Genomic DNA, 14,684 nt, shown 5'->3' with positions numbered 1-14,684 from the left:
TACAAAAATGAAGAAAGGTATGCTTGTTTTGTTTATATCTATTCTATTAGTGCTAGTGGGTTGTAGTGGGGATTCAATCGAATCCGAATCCAGTGAAACCGCTGGGGATGATAATACAGTTAGTATTTGGTACTATTACTCCGGAAAACAACAGGAGCTTTTTAACAAACTAATAGAGGAATATAATGAATCTCAAGATCAATATCAACTGGAGGGGGAGTACATACCATTTGGCGATACTAAAAAACAACTTTCTGTTGGCTCAGCTGGAGACACCCTTCCCGATATGGTCATTATTGATGTAGTAGACAATGCTGCATTTGCAGCTCAAGGTGTATTTGAGGATATCACAGAAAAGGTGGAAGAATGGGGAGAAGCAGATAAGTTGTATGAAGGTCCCCTTGAGTCTGCCACTTATGATGGAAGATATTATGGTTTGCCTGTTGGAAGCAATGCTTTAGGTTTATTCTATAATGAAGACTTATTTGAAGAGGCGGGGATAGATTCTGTTCCGGAAACTTGGGATGAATTAAAAGAAGTAGCAGAAAAGTTATCTACTAATGAGACGAAAGGGTTCGCAGTATCGGCTGTAAAATCTGAGGAAGCGACTTTCCAATTCTACCCTTTCTTACGTTCGGCAGATGCGGAATACGATAGCCTAAATTCTGACGGTGCTGAAGATGCGTTAACTTTCTTAAAGGGGCTAATAGATCAAGGTTTTATGGGATCAGACATCATTAATGCTACCCAGGATGACTTAGCACGTCAGTTTGCTACGGGACAGGTTGCAATGATGGTCAATGGTCCTTGGAATATTGAACGATTAAAAGATGAAAATCCAGACTTAAATTTTGGAATTGGTGAAATTCCTAGGGATAAAGAATTTGCCTCGGCTTTAGGCGGAGAAAATATTGCTATTATCAAAGACAGTAATGTTGATGGGGCTTTTGATTTTGTGACATGGCTTTTGGAGCCTGAGCGCATTGAAGAGTTCTCAGCGGAAACAGGGGTTTTCCCGCCAAGGGAAGATGTTTTAAAGAACTCTGATTTTTGGAATGATGATAAACATTTAAGCGGATTTGTTCCTATTATGGATTATGCTGGTCCTAGGGGACCATCTCCTGAATGGCCAACGATTTCTGAAGCGATTCAGATTGCGTTACAAGAAGCGTTGACAGGTACAAAATCGCCTGAAGATGCTTTAACAGATGCTGCAGAAAAAGTTGAGCAAGCTATCAACAATGACTGAATAAGGTCCCTCTCCTTGAGGGACTTTTCATAGCAGTCAGTAAGGAGGAAACGTATGAAAAAGATATACGATCGTTGGGGCGGGTATATGTTTGTTTTCCCAGCGGTAATATTCATGCTGATTTTGATCGGTTACCCACTTATATACAATATTATTTTAAGTTTTCAAAACGTTGATTTAAGTGTGCTGAACTCGGGTGAGAGCAAATTTGTTGGTTTGGATAACTATCGACAATTACTAGACATGGAAGTATTCGGGATATCGGTAGTGAATACGATTGTATATACTCTTGGAAGTGTTGTATTCCAAATAGTGATTGGGTTCGCATTGGCAATGTTCTTCAGTATGAAATTTAAATTATCTACATTTTTAAGGGGATTAATGATGATTGCCTGGTTAATCCCATTGACGATTACAGCACTGCTATTTAAGTTTATGATGGGTGATAATGCTGGTGTAATTAATGAATTACTAATGTCCTGGGGATGGATAGACAGCCCGATCCAATGGTTATCTAATCCTAAAATCGCCCTTTGGAGTGTCATTATTGCGAATATCTGGGTGGGAATCCCGTTTAATATGCTTCTGTTTTCAACTGGAATAAGTAGTCTTCCAAAAGAAGTTTATGAAAGCGCTAGTCTAGATGGAGCGAATTGGTTCCATAAGCTTATCCACATAACGTTACCTCTATTACGTCCAGTTATTTTAGTAGTAATGATGCTAGGATTCATTTATACCTTTAAGGTATTCGACCTAGTATTTGTTATGACTGGCGGAGGTCCAATAAACTCTACCGAGGTACTTTCTACTGTTGCATATCGATTTTCGTTTAATGAGTTCAATTTCAGTTTGGGTGCAGCTGTAGCTAATGTGTTGTTTGCCATTCTATTCGTTATTAGTCTAATCTACTTAAGGTTATCTAAAGAAGATGAGGTGTTGAAATGAGTAAGAGAAAAGAATGGACATTAAATATTATTGGTATTGTAATCGTTCTTCTCTTTTTATTCCCGGTATTCTGGATGATTATCACAGCATTCAAAAGCCAAGCTGAAATTTTCCAATCACCGCCAACATTTTGGCCGCAAGAATTCCAATTTGATAGTTTCAAAGAAATATTTCGAGATAATGTAGGACAATATTTCGTTAACAGTTTTATCATATCTGCTTTAGCGACATTGTTGGTGTTGTTACTATCCGTGCCATCTGCTTATGGACTTGCAAGATTTAAAAACGTAAAAGGAAAAAGGGCGATTCTGCTTCTCTTTCTTACTACACAAATGTTGCCGGCTACAGTAGTTTTAACTCCTCTATTCATTGTGTTCAATAAACTAAGTTTACTGAATACGTACATTGGACCAATATTAGCTTGTGCAACTTTAGGAATCCCTTTTTCAATACTTCTCTTACGTACATTTTTCATCGGGCTTCCGGAAGAGTTGGAGGAGGCTGCTGCAATTGATGGATGTAGTAAATTTGGAGCTTTTATGAGAATTATTGTTCCTATTTCAATTCCAAGTATTCTTGTCTGTGGTGCGATTTCATTCTTTTTCTCGTGGGGAGATCTTATATTCAGCATGACATTCAACCGTGACCAAAGTTTGTGGCCACTGACCGCGGGGATATACAATTCAATTGGCCGGTATGGTATTGAATGGAATAGCTTAATGGCTTTCGCTACTGTTTCCATTCTGCCGGTAATCGTTATATTTATTCTATTGCAGAAACATATTGTCGAAGGATTGGTTAGTGGTTCAGTAAAATAAGCACCAGTGATTTATAGAAGGGAGTTATTATACAAATGAAATTTACAAACGGATACTGGCTTTTAAGAGAAGGATTTGAAGTGAATTACCCGAGAAGTGTACGAGATTTCGAGGTTGTGGATGATGGACTGATTTTATATGGACCATGCAAAGAAATCAGGCATAGGGGTGATACGCTTAATATCCCATTACTTACAATCAAATTATCTTCACCAATCAGAAATGTAATTCGAATGCAAACGTGGCATCATAAGGGGACAACAGACAGAAAACCGAATTTCGATGTGAAGGATGGATCCTCTACATTTAAAGTGGAAACGAATGATAATGAAATTATCTTTACAACTGGTGAACTTAAAGCGATTATCATAAGGGATAGTTTCTTCATTGAATATTATAATGGAGATAAAAAACTGACCCATAATGAAAGTAAAGGGCTTGCATGGGTGAAAGGACCTGAGAACGAATCTTATATGAGAGCTCAATTGAATTTGAGTGTCGGAGAGTATTTATATGGTTTAGGAGAGCGTTTTACTCCTTTTGTAAAAAATGGACAAGTAGTTGACATATGGAATCGAGACGGTGGCACAAGTTCAGAACAAGCATATAAAAATATTCCATTTTATCTAAGTAATAAAGGGTATGGCGTTTTTGTCAATCACCCGGAAAAAGTAAGCTTTGAAGTGGGATCAGAAGCAGTATCTAAGACACAATTCAGTGTAGAGGGAGAGGAATTGGACTATTACATGATCAATGGTCCATCACTCAAAGAAGTGCTAGGCAATTACACAGAATTGACAGGAAAACCGGCGTTGCCTCCAGCTTGGTCATTTGGCCTGTGGTTATCTACTTCGTTTACAACGAATTATGATGAACAAACTGTTAATCACTTCGTAGATGAAATGATTAATCGTGATATTCCACTCAGTGTATTTCACTTTGATTGTTTCTGGATGAAAGAATTTGAATGGTCCAGTTTCGAATGGGATGAAAACGTCTTTCCGGATCCCGCAGGAATGCTTCGAAGACTTAAGGAAAAAGGATTGAAAATCAGTATCTGGATTAATCCATATATTGCGCAAAAGTCTAAGATTTTTGATGAGGCTGTATCTAAAGGATATTTACTGAAAAAGCCTAATGGTGACGTTTGGCAATGGGACTTATGGCAAGCTGGGATGGGAATTGTAGACTTTACCAACCCGGATGCATGCGAATGGTATACAGGGAAATTAAAGAAATTATTAGACATAGGTGTCGACTCATTTAAAACAGACTTTGGTGAACGGATACCGATGGATGTCGTTTATGCGGATGGTTCCGATCCGAAGAAAATGCGCAATTACTATTCCTATAAATATAATCAAATAGTTTTTGACTTGCTCCGAAGAGAAAAGGGAGAGAATGAAGCTGCTGTCTTTGCGAGGTCGGCGACAGCTGGAGGACAGAAATTTCCAGTTCATTGGGGCGGTGACAATGAAGGGACTTATGAATCGATGGCAGAGAGTTTAAGAGGAGGTCTTTCTTTGACGATGTCTGGATTCGGTTATTGGAGTCATGATATTGGAGGCTTTGAGACTTTTGCAACACCAGATTTATTCAAACGTTGGGTTGCTTTTGGCCTGTTATCCAGTCATAGTCGCTTACATGGTAGCCATACATACCGGGTGCCATGGGAGTATGATGAGGAATCAGTTACAGTCACGAGTCACTTTACAAAATTGAAAAATAAACTCATGCCATATATATTTAATGCTTCGGTTGAGAATAGTAAAACTGGTATCCCTGTGATGCGTTCGATGGTGTTGGAATTTAAAGACGACCCGGCCACTCATACACTTGATACACAATACATGTTAGGTGATTCCATTCTTGTTGCTCCTATATTTAATGAAGAGCATATAGGCAGATATTATTTGCCGAAAGGAAAATGGACCCACTTGTTATCTGGTAAAGCTGTAAATGGTGGTGAGTGGAAAAGTGAGAAATATGATTATATGAGCTTACCATTATATGTTCGTGAAAATACAATTATACCTATTGGCGAAAATGAAAACCAACCTGACTATGATTACGCTAATAATGTGACATTTAATTTATATCAATTAAAAGAAGATGAAAAAGCAAAAACAACCATTCATGATTTAAATGGGAACTTGAGTGCGACCATTAATGCAACGAAAAGTGGCGATAAAATCACGGTAGATGTTAAATTGAAGGACAATAAACCATACTCATTAGTACTTAAAGGATTCGAGTCTATTTCTTCTGTCTCAACTGGAACGTGGAGCCAAGAAAGCGATGGAGTAAGAATTCAAGTCGAGCATTCGAATGAACCAATCATCATCACTTTATAAAAAAGCAGATTAGGTGTAGGATGGCATATTTCTACGTGATAAAGTTCAAAATGAATGAGTTAAAATTTTAAAATGACATATTTAGGTATAAAAATCGGCATCAAAAACCTTATTCATTATTAGATTTCTGATGCCGATTTTACATGTACTTATATGAAATTTTATTTTTCTCAATCTGATTTGCTGGAACTATCCATCCAGCCTTATTTTGGTAATCTCTGTTATGTGCAGTAAAAAAACGAAGAAAATAATATACTCATCTGCACTGCCACGCATAGATAGTGCCATTTTATTTTGCTTCCTCGCCTGGTTCTAAAGATATTGAATTTTTCCTTAGAAGACGGTTTAGCAAGAGAAAGCAAACATTTCGGAGAACTTTTCTTAACGGCAGATGCAAAAGAGGGTGTTGAAGCTTTCATCGAAAAAAGAACGCCTAAGTTCAAACATTTATAAGGGAAGAGGGATAAAGGAGAACTGAGTGCTATTTTATCACGTATTAACGGTCTGTAATATCCCCCACTTCTAATATGAGGGAAGCCCAACATGTGAAGGTGGGGGAAATACAGTCCGTAAATGCCTGACTCTGTTCAACTAACATTCGGTGGGGAGGTAAAGAATTCCCCACTGAATGAAGTTTCACTTTATGTCTGTAGTCTTCTTATTCTATGAAAATGAAGGAGTGTTCACGGCATGGATAATGTTTTATTTTCTATGAATGAGAACGGTGTTGCAACGATTACATTGAATCAACCGAAATCAATAAATGCTTTGACACACGATATGCTTGCGGCTATTAGAGAGAAGCTTCTAGCATGGGAGCAGGATGATATGATTTGTATCATTATTCTCAAAGGTGCTGGTTCCAAAGGCTTTTGTGCCGGTGGAGATATTAAAGCATTGTATCAAGCGAGAGAACAACATCCAGATGCATTACAAGCGGCGGAACAATTTTTCACTGTGGAGTATCAAACCGATAAACTTGTAGCGCAATATTCTAAACCGATCATTGCCTGTCTGGATGGGATTGTTATGGGCGGGGGTGTTGGATTATCCTATGGTGCAAGTCACCGCATTGTAACAGAGCGGACAAAGTGGGCCATGCCGGAAATGAACATTGGCTTTTTTCCGGATGTTGGGGCAGCCTACTTTTTAAATAAAGCTCCAGGCTACATAGGCCGTTATTTGGCATTAACAGCGACCATTTTGGGCGCGGCTGATGTCCTATATATAAATGGTGCTGATCATTTTATCCCAAGTGATCGGTTACCAGAGTTATTTAGTCAAATCGAGGCGACAAATTGGCATCATCGAAATAAGGAAGATGCACTTCAGGGGCTACTGCAATCTAAAGCTATTTATCCTGAAACGGATGGTGAATTAGCTATTTTACAACCAACAATTGATAAGCATTTTTCTTATTATACAATAGAAGAAATCGTAGAATCGTTAGCAGCTGATCCAAGTGAGTTTGCAGTAAAGACAAGGGCAACATTGTTATCCAAATCACCTGTTTCCCTGAAAGTTACTTTAGAACAATTAATTAGAGGAGAAGAAAAAACACTTGAAGCATGCTTGCAAACGGATTTGATACTTTCTCGAAACTTTATGCGTCATAATGACTTTTTTGAAGGTGTTCGTTCCGTTCTTATTGACAAAGATCAAAACCCACAATATGAGTACAAGCAGCTAGCTAGTGTGTCGAAGGAATTAGTCAATGAATTTTTCAAGAAATCATAAAGAGGACTTTCCTGTTAAAGTGTTTGACGAGGATGAGGAGGAAATATGGAATAAATCGGTAGAAGAATTATGAGGAAATGAAGTGTAAGAATAGTACCGCCAAATAGCCCTTGCGATAGGAAAGGCTGTTTGGCGGTTACAATTAAAGAAAGGAATCTATTTTTTTCTAACGTTATGCAGCGCAATTTCAGGTGTATTTGGAATATCATTCACGCTTAAACTTAAATCTTGCTTTGGAATGTTGTAATCCATATGATTAACTAAAAAATCCAGGCTTGTTTTCATAACTTCTAATGTCACCCATTCTCCGGCACAGCGATGACCGAGATAATGATCGCCGCCACCCTGAGGGATGAAGGAGAAAGGACTGTCGTTCCAATTTCTAAACCGTTCGGGATTGAATATGTCTGGATTATCCCAGATTTTCGGATGATGGTTCGTGCCGTAGAGATCTAATAAAGTTAGCGTACCTTCTTTAAACGTAAAATCTCGCCATATGAAATCATTCTTTACAACCGCGACTGCAACCGGGAAGAAAGGATAGGCTCTCCTGACTTCTTGAACGAACATCTTAGCATATTCTTCGCCGCCGTTTTTGATTTTTTCTAGTTCTTGCGGATGCTCGTGCAATGCTAAAACAAGAAAATTGATATAGACTGCATTAGCAACAATCGGACGGATGATATTGAGCATTTCAACTGCCGCTATTTTAGGGTCTAAATAGTTTCCCTCAAGATCTTGATGCCAAGAAAATTGGTACAAAGCGCTAGGTTCAGGTGGATTGATTTTTCCGTCACGCACATCTTCTACAAGACCGCTCATCCATTTCTCCAACTTGTTTCGGTTTCTTCTTCCGGCCCAATGTGCGGGACCGACACTAGCGGCAGACTCAAATAACGTCCCGATCTCATCCGTCAATTTGTCCATATCCTTTTCCACAATGACTCCAGCCCAGAGGCAGGAAGTACGTGTCAATACTTCTTCGATTTCTTTATAAAAGATTACCTCATCCATTTGTTCCCACTTTTCTATTGCCAGTTGCAATTGCTGTTTAAATAGTTGATTGAAATGTTGCAGGTTTTCGCGGGACATGATTGACATAAACATTGCTTTCCGATGTTTATGTGCATCTCCATCGAGCACTTGAACACCGCCTTTACCGAACAATGTTTCTTTTATCCGGTTGGGAGCAGCTCCTTTCCGTTGAAATTTACCCTCATCATAGAAAATTTCTGCTGCTTCCTCACCGACTAAACAGATGGTGCGCTGGCCAAGCAGACGGGTTTCAAACACATCAGAATCAAAACGATCCTGCCGGTTCATGATGTACATGTATCCGTCTTTCAGTACATTTAGTGTGTTATCCAATCCAGTATCACGTGGCATTTCGCGACTCATGTAAATCACTCCTATAGATGCAATAATAATGAAAAACTTGTTCTATTATTGATAATATCCTTTCAGACTTCCTGTTAAACAAAATCTCTCCTATCTCCTAAAATTATGGGTAGAAAAATGAATTATATGCACTTTATGGAGGAAGAATGGCGTCTTTCATATAACAGAGAGAAATAAAAAAGCGGACCACTAGTGGTTCGCTTTTTTGATGTTGGGGTATAGAATTGGGACAAAAGCTCTGACCTCATGTCCCGCTCGAACTGGGACAAGTGCTCTGACCCCGTGTCCAGATTATGCTTTTGCGAGGAGGAGTTTTTGGATGGCGTGGGCTACTCCGTCTTCGTTGTTTGTTAGGGTTTGAAAGTCAGCAACTTCTTTTAATTCTGGGATGGCGTTTTCCATTGCAACTCCGCATCCGGCATATTCAATCATTGACTTGTCATTACCATTGTCACCGATTGCCATGATTTCCTCTTGCTTAATACCGAGATTCTCAGCCAATCGTTTTACGGCAATTCCCTTCGTTGCTTTTAAATGGGTGAATTCCGAGAAATGTGGTGCACTTTTTACCATTGCATACTTGTTCGCGAGCTCTTTTGGTAAATGTTTAAGTGCCTCACTCAGTTTCACTGGCTCATCGATAAACATAATATTCGGTATCGATTGCTCTTGTGGAAATTCATCAATTGGACAATATTCTAACGTGATATCATTCAGATAGGATTCAAGTACCGTGTATTTGCTGATTGTTTTATTAGGAGTATAAAGCTTCTCATGATCAAAGTAGTGCATCGGTATGTTCAATTCCATACTCAAATCATGTAGTTCAACAAGATGCTTATATTCAAGAGAGAATTCAGAGACAATTTCTCCAGTGTTTGTATTTTCGGTATAAGCACCATTATATGCGATTGCATAATCGTCTTCTTCATTTAAACCTAAATCGGCTATGTACTTTCGCATCCCAACAATTGGTCTGCCCGAACACAGTACAATTTTCGTTCCATGTTCTTTTGCCGCCCTTAATGTATCTTGTGTCTGTTTAGAAACTTGGTGATGATCGTTTAATAACGTACCGTCCATGTCAATTGCAATTAATTTATACATCTATACGCTCCCTTCTTTTTATGCTGCCTTCATTATACGATAAACTTAGCTGAATATCATTTCTCGCACTTGCTCATAATTTACTTATAAAGTGAAACTACATTCAGTGGGGAATTCCTTACCCCCCACTGAATGTTAGTTGAACCGAATCAGGAATTTACGGGTATTAGAGATAGTTAATGCGTGATAAAATAAGCAACTATAATTGAATCAAAGAATATAAGTGAACATATTTTAGAAACAAGAGGAGGTTATCATTTTGGAAAAATTCCAGTTGTACAACTTCGCTTTTGAAAACTTAAGCAGGAAAAATATGTCGTTTCAAGAAGTGTTTCAGCATGTTAAAAGTTTCATGGAGAAGGATCGATATGGCAATTATAAACTGATGTTTGGGACAGATTCCCAGGTCCATCCGACATATACGCGTTTTATTACAGGGATTGTTATTCAGTGTGAAACAAAAGGAGCATGGGCTTGTATTCGGAAAGTAATTGTTCCAAGAAGAATGGATCACCTTCATGAACGGATTTCTTACGAGACAACGTTGACGGAAGAAATTGTTGGGTTGTTTACAGAGGAACGCAAGAATCAGTTGATTGAACTTATTTTGCCGAATATTTATCGGGGCGCATCATTAACGATTGAAGGGCATATTGACATCGGATCAGGTAATAAAAATAAAACGAGAATCTTTGTAAACGAAATGCTTGCACGTATGGAAGCACTTGGAATTGAAGCAAAGATTAAACCGGAAGCATTTGTGGCAAGCTCTTACGCGAATCGATATACAAAATAATTTTTTAGAGAAAAAATAAAATATTATATAGCGCTTTAAAGCTTTGTACATAAGGCTTTATTGAGAAAAAGCAAGTTCATTAATAAAAAATTTTCACTCTTTTTTAAAAAAGGTGTTGCATTATTATTTAAAATCGAATAGACTGTATTATAACAAAGGAACAAAAGTTAAAATTGTTATATAAGAGGAGGGGCGAACATGAACAAACATGAACAAGTATCGTGTCCAGAATGTGGGCAGGAAGTTGATTCAAGAAGCTACACGATGGAATGTGATTATTGTTTGTCAAAAAAGGAAGATTAATTTTTTTTATTAATATTGTTATATAACAATATTAATATTTGAAACTATAATATAACAGTATATTGGGAGAGTGAATTCATGCTTACGAATCAAACTTCTGTTTCTGTACAAATTGAACACGAACAAACCTTTCCGAAAATCTTGACACCTCAGGCCTTAGAGTTTTTAGGAAAACTTCATGAGCACTTCGATGAACGGCGAAGGAACTTACTCGAAATTAGACAACAAATTCAAGGAAAGCTAAATGAAGGAAGACAGCTTCAGTTCTTGAAGGAAACGAAGCATATCCGTGAAGGCGATTGGTCAGTGGGGCGCTTGCCGAAAGATTTACAAGATCGCCGCGTTGAAATAACGGGGCCGGTTGACAGAAAGATGATTATCAATGCACTTAACTCAGGGGCAAAGGCATTCATGGCAGACTTTGAAGATGCAACATCTCCAACTTGGGAAAACATGATGAACGGGCAAATTAATTTAAAAGATGCAATACGCAGGTCTATTGATTTTGAAGCAGATAATGGCAAGCGATATGAATTGAATGAAGATACTGCTGTATTAATCGTCAGACCGCGAGGATGGCACTTAGAAGAAAGGCATTTGCGGTGCAACGGAAAGTCAATGTCTGCCAGTTTAGTAGATTTCGGACTGTATCTGTATCACAATGCAACAGAACTAATAGCTAGAGGAACAGGTCCTTACTTTTATTTACCAAAAGTAGAGAATCACCTTGAAGCACGTCTTTGGAATGAGGTATTTGTTTTTGCACAAAATGAGCTAGGTATTCCACAAGGTACAATTAAAGCAACGGTCTTGATTGAAACGATTACAGCTGCATTTGAAATGGATGAAATTTTATATGAATTACGCGACCATGCTGCAGGTCTAAACTGTGGCCGGTGGGATTACATTTTCAGCTATATTAAAAAGTTTCATAAAGATCCAGAACGGATACTTCCGGACCGGGCAACCGTAACAATGGAAGTTCCATTCATGCGTTCGTATTCACAGCTTGCTATCAAAACTTGTCATAAACGAAATGCGATGGCGATTGGTGGCATGGCTGCCCACATCCCGGTGAGAAATGATGAAGCGAAAAATAAAATTGCTTTTGATAAGGTACGTAAGGATAAAGAGCGGGAAGCACGTGATGGGCATGACGGAACATGGGTTGCTCATCCAGGGATGGTTGAACTTGTAAAAAATGTGTTTGATGAGATCATGCCGACCCCGAACCAATTGCATCGTAAGCGAGAGGGTGTTGAGGTAACAGCTGAGGACCTTGTCCAATTGCCGGATGGAGAGATAACAGAAGAAGGTCTTCGGACGAATGTCAGTGTTGGAATTCAGTATACCGCTGCATGGCTTTCGGGAAGAGGTGCTGTACCAATTAATCATTTGATGGAAGACGCAGCAACTGCAGAAATATCAAGAGCACAAGTTTGGCAATGGATTCGGTATCCAAAAGGGGTACTTTCTGATGGGAGAAAAGTGACATTTGAGTTGGTTGACGAAATTCTTCAGGAAGAGTTGGAGAAAATAAAGGAACAAATTGGGGAAGCGGCTTATGAGCAAGGAAATTTTGCAGAAGCTGCGGATATTTTTGATTCGTTAGTGAAAGAAGATGAATTTGCAGAATTCTTAACACTACCAGCATACAAACAATTAACGAGGGGGAATAAATAATGTATCAAGAGCGGGCAGAGAAATTACAAAGAGAATGGGAAAATAATGAGCGTTGGTCAGGGATTAGAAGGGAATATTCAGCCGAGGATGTCATTCGGCTGAGAGGTTCCATCGATATGGAGCATACATTGGCAACTCGCGGTGCAAAAAAATTGTGGAACTTAATCAACGAGGAAGATTACATTAATGCTTTAGGTGCTTTAACCGGAAACCAAGCGGTACAACAGGTGAAAGCGGGCTTAAAGGCGATATACTTAAGTGGCTGGCAAGTAGCAGCAGATGCGAACCTGTCAGGTGAAATGTATCCGGATCAGAGCTTATACCCAGCGAATAGTGTGCCACATGTTGTAAAGCGAATTAATCAGGCATTACAGCGTGCAGATCAAATCCATTATTCGGAAGGTGACTCTGAGGTTGATTGGTTTGCTCCAATTGTAGCGGATGCAGAAGCTGGATTTGGCGGACAATTAAACGTGTTTGAGTTGATGAAAGGTATGATTGAGTCGGGTGCATCTGGTGTCCACTTTGAGGACCAGTTATCTTCTGAGAAGAAATGTGGACATTTAGGCGGGAAAGTTCTTCTACCGACGCAAACAGCGGTGAAAAACTTGATTGCAGCACGGTTTGCGGCAGATGTCATGGGGACACCGACAATCATTATTGCTCGTACCGATGCGAATGCCGCTGACATGATTACGAGTGATGTTGATCCGACTGATGCACCATTTATTACAGGTGAAAGAACTTCTGAAGGATTTTTCCGAACAACAGCAGGACTGGATCAAGCAATCGCTCGAGGTTTAGCCTATGCGCCGTATGCAGATTTAATCTGGTGTGAAACGTCAGAGCCAGATATGGAAGAGGCACGTCGTTTTGCTGAAGCGATTCATGAACAATATCCAGGTAAACTGCTAGCTTATAATTGTTCACCATCATTTAATTGGAAACGGAAATTATCCGATGAGGAAATCGCTAATTTCCAGCGAGAACTCGGGAAGATGGGTTATAAGTTCCAGTTTGTGACATTAGCAGGTTTCCATGCATTGAATCACAGCATGTTTGAGCTTGCAAGGAAATACAAAGATGAAGGCATGGCTGCTTATTCCGAATTGCAGCAGGCAGAGTTCGCAAGCGAAGTGCATGGATACAGCGCAACTAGACACCAGCGTGAAGTCGGAACCGGATACTTTGATGAAGTAGCCCAGGTGATTTCAGGTGGAGCCTCATCAACAACCGCACTCGCAGGATCAACAGAAGCAGAACAATTTACAAGTTGATTGTAGAGCGGGACAGTGGGGTCAGAGGAGGCGTCCCAAGTGGGACATTTCCTCTGACCCTTTGTCCCGCTTTTTAAGCACTTTAATATAATAGATAAAGCATTTTCAGATGAGAAAACGATACTGGCTCTTGGCATGGTGGATCATCGAAATCTGACAGTACATACCTATAACGAAAAACTTGCTGTAGAAATTTTTAACAGTTTGGGTGAATATTATAAATTACTAAGAGAATGGATAGAGGATATAAAGAAAATATAAAAGGAATATGGCGCCGATGAACTGGGACATTGCCTCTGACCCCACTGTCCCAACCCCACTGTCCCATTTCATTTATACCCCGTTAGGGCTTGACGTAATCGTGTTTTTGGGTTATGATATATTTAATTAAACATATTTGAATTTGTTGAAATAGATGATTAATTAAATAATATATGGGGGTAAATGAATGGTCACACTGTACGTCACACCTAGCTGTACTTCCTGTAGAAAAGCAAGAAAATGGTTTCAAGAGAACGGTATTCCTTTTATAGAAAGGAATATTATGTCTGACCCGGTATCAAGGGATGAAATCAAAGAAATTTTACGCCTGACAGATAACGGTACGGAGGAAATTATTTCTACCCGTTCAAAAGCTTTCCAACAATTAAAACCTGATCTGGAAAATTTAACATTACAGGATTTATTGACACTGATTGAAGAAAATCCAGGAATCTTAAAACGCCCAATTATGTTTGATGATAAACGTCTTCAGGTCGGATATAACGCAGACGAAATCCGTAGCTTCTTACCACGTTCGGTAAGAGAATTTAACCTGCAAGAAATGCAGAAAATGATTAACTAAACATATTAAAATAATTGAAGTGCTATTTCTCGAACAAGCGAGAGATAGCACTTTTTTGATTTTCTTGTACAATCAATCTAAAAGAACTTTTTATAGTATAAGAAACTATAAATTAAAATGCTGATAACTTAGGTATCCATGGCTAGCCACGTCCGGCTCCAGCGCCCAGCAAC

The 14,684-nt window shown here is 39.0% G+C and carries 12 protein-coding genes; 10 read left to right on the top strand and 2 right to left on the bottom strand.

Annotated elements, in window-relative coordinates:
• Window positions 1-7: 7 nt before the first annotated feature.
• From SPD53_RS14155 to SPD53_RS14135, 5 genes are all read left to right on the top strand, one after another.
• On the top strand, window positions 8-1,249 hold the full coding sequence (locus SPD53_RS14155; RefSeq protein WP_336252960.1) for an ABC transporter substrate-binding protein: 1,242 nt from the start codon (window positions 8-10) through the stop codon (window positions 1,247-1,249).
• A gap of 54 nt (window positions 1,250-1,303) precedes the next feature.
• Window positions 1,304-2,194, top strand: coding sequence for a carbohydrate ABC transporter permease (locus SPD53_RS14150; RefSeq protein WP_336252959.1), 891 nt, complete (start codon window positions 1,304-1,306; stop codon window positions 2,192-2,194).
• On the top strand, window positions 2,191-3,012 hold the full coding sequence (locus tag SPD53_RS14145) for a carbohydrate ABC transporter permease (RefSeq protein ID WP_336252958.1): 822 nt from the start codon (window positions 2,191-2,193) through the stop codon (window positions 3,010-3,012). The genes SPD53_RS14150 and SPD53_RS14145 overlap by 4 nt, the downstream gene beginning before the upstream one ends.
• A 35-nt stretch (window positions 3,013-3,047) precedes the next feature.
• On the top strand, window positions 3,048-5,366 hold the full coding sequence (gene yicI / locus SPD53_RS14140; protein WP_336252957.1) for an alpha-xylosidase: 2,319 nt from the start codon (window positions 3,048-3,050) through the stop codon (window positions 5,364-5,366).
• 690 nt (window positions 5,367-6,056) lie between these two features.
• On the top strand, window positions 6,057-7,103 hold the full coding sequence (locus tag SPD53_RS14135; protein ID WP_336252956.1) for an enoyl-CoA hydratase/isomerase family protein: 1,047 nt from the start codon (window positions 6,057-6,059) through the stop codon (window positions 7,101-7,103).
• 156 nt (window positions 7,104-7,259) lie between these two features.
• On the opposite strand, the gene SPD53_RS14130 is transcribed toward SPD53_RS14135, so the two are convergent.
• Complete coding sequence (locus SPD53_RS14130; protein ID WP_336252955.1) at window positions 7,260-8,501, bottom strand: cytochrome P450; 1,242 nt, start codon at window positions 8,499-8,501, stop codon at window positions 7,260-7,262.
• A 291-nt stretch (window positions 8,502-8,792) separates the two neighbouring features.
• On the bottom strand, window positions 8,793-9,608 hold the full coding sequence (yidA, locus tag SPD53_RS14125) for a sugar-phosphatase (RefSeq protein ID WP_336252954.1): 816 nt from the start codon (window positions 9,606-9,608) through the stop codon (window positions 8,793-8,795).
• 313 nt (window positions 9,609-9,921) lie between these two features.
• Here yidA and SPD53_RS14120 point away from each other — a divergent pair, with 313 nt between their 5' ends.
• The 5 genes from SPD53_RS14120 (at window position 9,922) to spxA (ending at window position 14,511) form a co-directional block, all read left to right on the top strand.
• Window positions 9,922-10,404, top strand: coding sequence for a ribonuclease H-like YkuK family protein (locus tag SPD53_RS14120; RefSeq protein ID WP_442946198.1), 483 nt, complete (start codon window positions 9,922-9,924; stop codon window positions 10,402-10,404).
• Between the two features lie 381 nt (window positions 10,405-10,785).
• Window positions 10,786-12,390 (top strand): malate synthase A, encoded by a 1,605-nt coding sequence (gene aceB, locus SPD53_RS14115; RefSeq protein WP_336252952.1) that lies wholly within the window; start codon window positions 10,786-10,788, stop codon window positions 12,388-12,390.
• Window positions 12,390-13,667 carry an isocitrate lyase gene (aceA, locus tag SPD53_RS14110; RefSeq protein WP_336252951.1) on the top strand — a complete coding sequence of 426 codons (1,278 nt, stop codon included), beginning with the start codon at window positions 12,390-12,392 and terminating at the stop codon, window positions 13,665-13,667. Before aceB ends, aceA begins: the two co-directional genes overlap by 1 nt.
• 135 nt (window positions 13,668-13,802) lie before the next feature.
• Window positions 13,803-13,928: a hypothetical protein gene (locus SPD53_RS19885; protein WP_442946197.1), complete on the top strand. Its 126-nt coding sequence runs from the start codon at window positions 13,803-13,805 to the stop codon at window positions 13,926-13,928.
• A gap of 187 nt (window positions 13,929-14,115) precedes the next feature.
• Complete coding sequence (gene spxA, locus SPD53_RS14105; RefSeq protein WP_336252950.1) at window positions 14,116-14,511, top strand: transcriptional regulator SpxA; 396 nt, start codon at window positions 14,116-14,118, stop codon at window positions 14,509-14,511.
• The last annotated feature ends 173 nt before the right edge of the window (window positions 14,512-14,684 follow it).

The sequence above is a fragment of the Oceanobacillus sp. MO10714A genome, from assembly GCF_037072045.1.
GTDB classification, from domain to species: domain Bacteria; phylum Bacillota; class Bacilli; order Bacillales; family Amphibacillaceae; genus Oceanobacillus; species Oceanobacillus indicireducens.
Note: the sequence above shows the minus strand (reverse complement) of the source record. Positions and strands in the feature narration are given on the sequence as shown.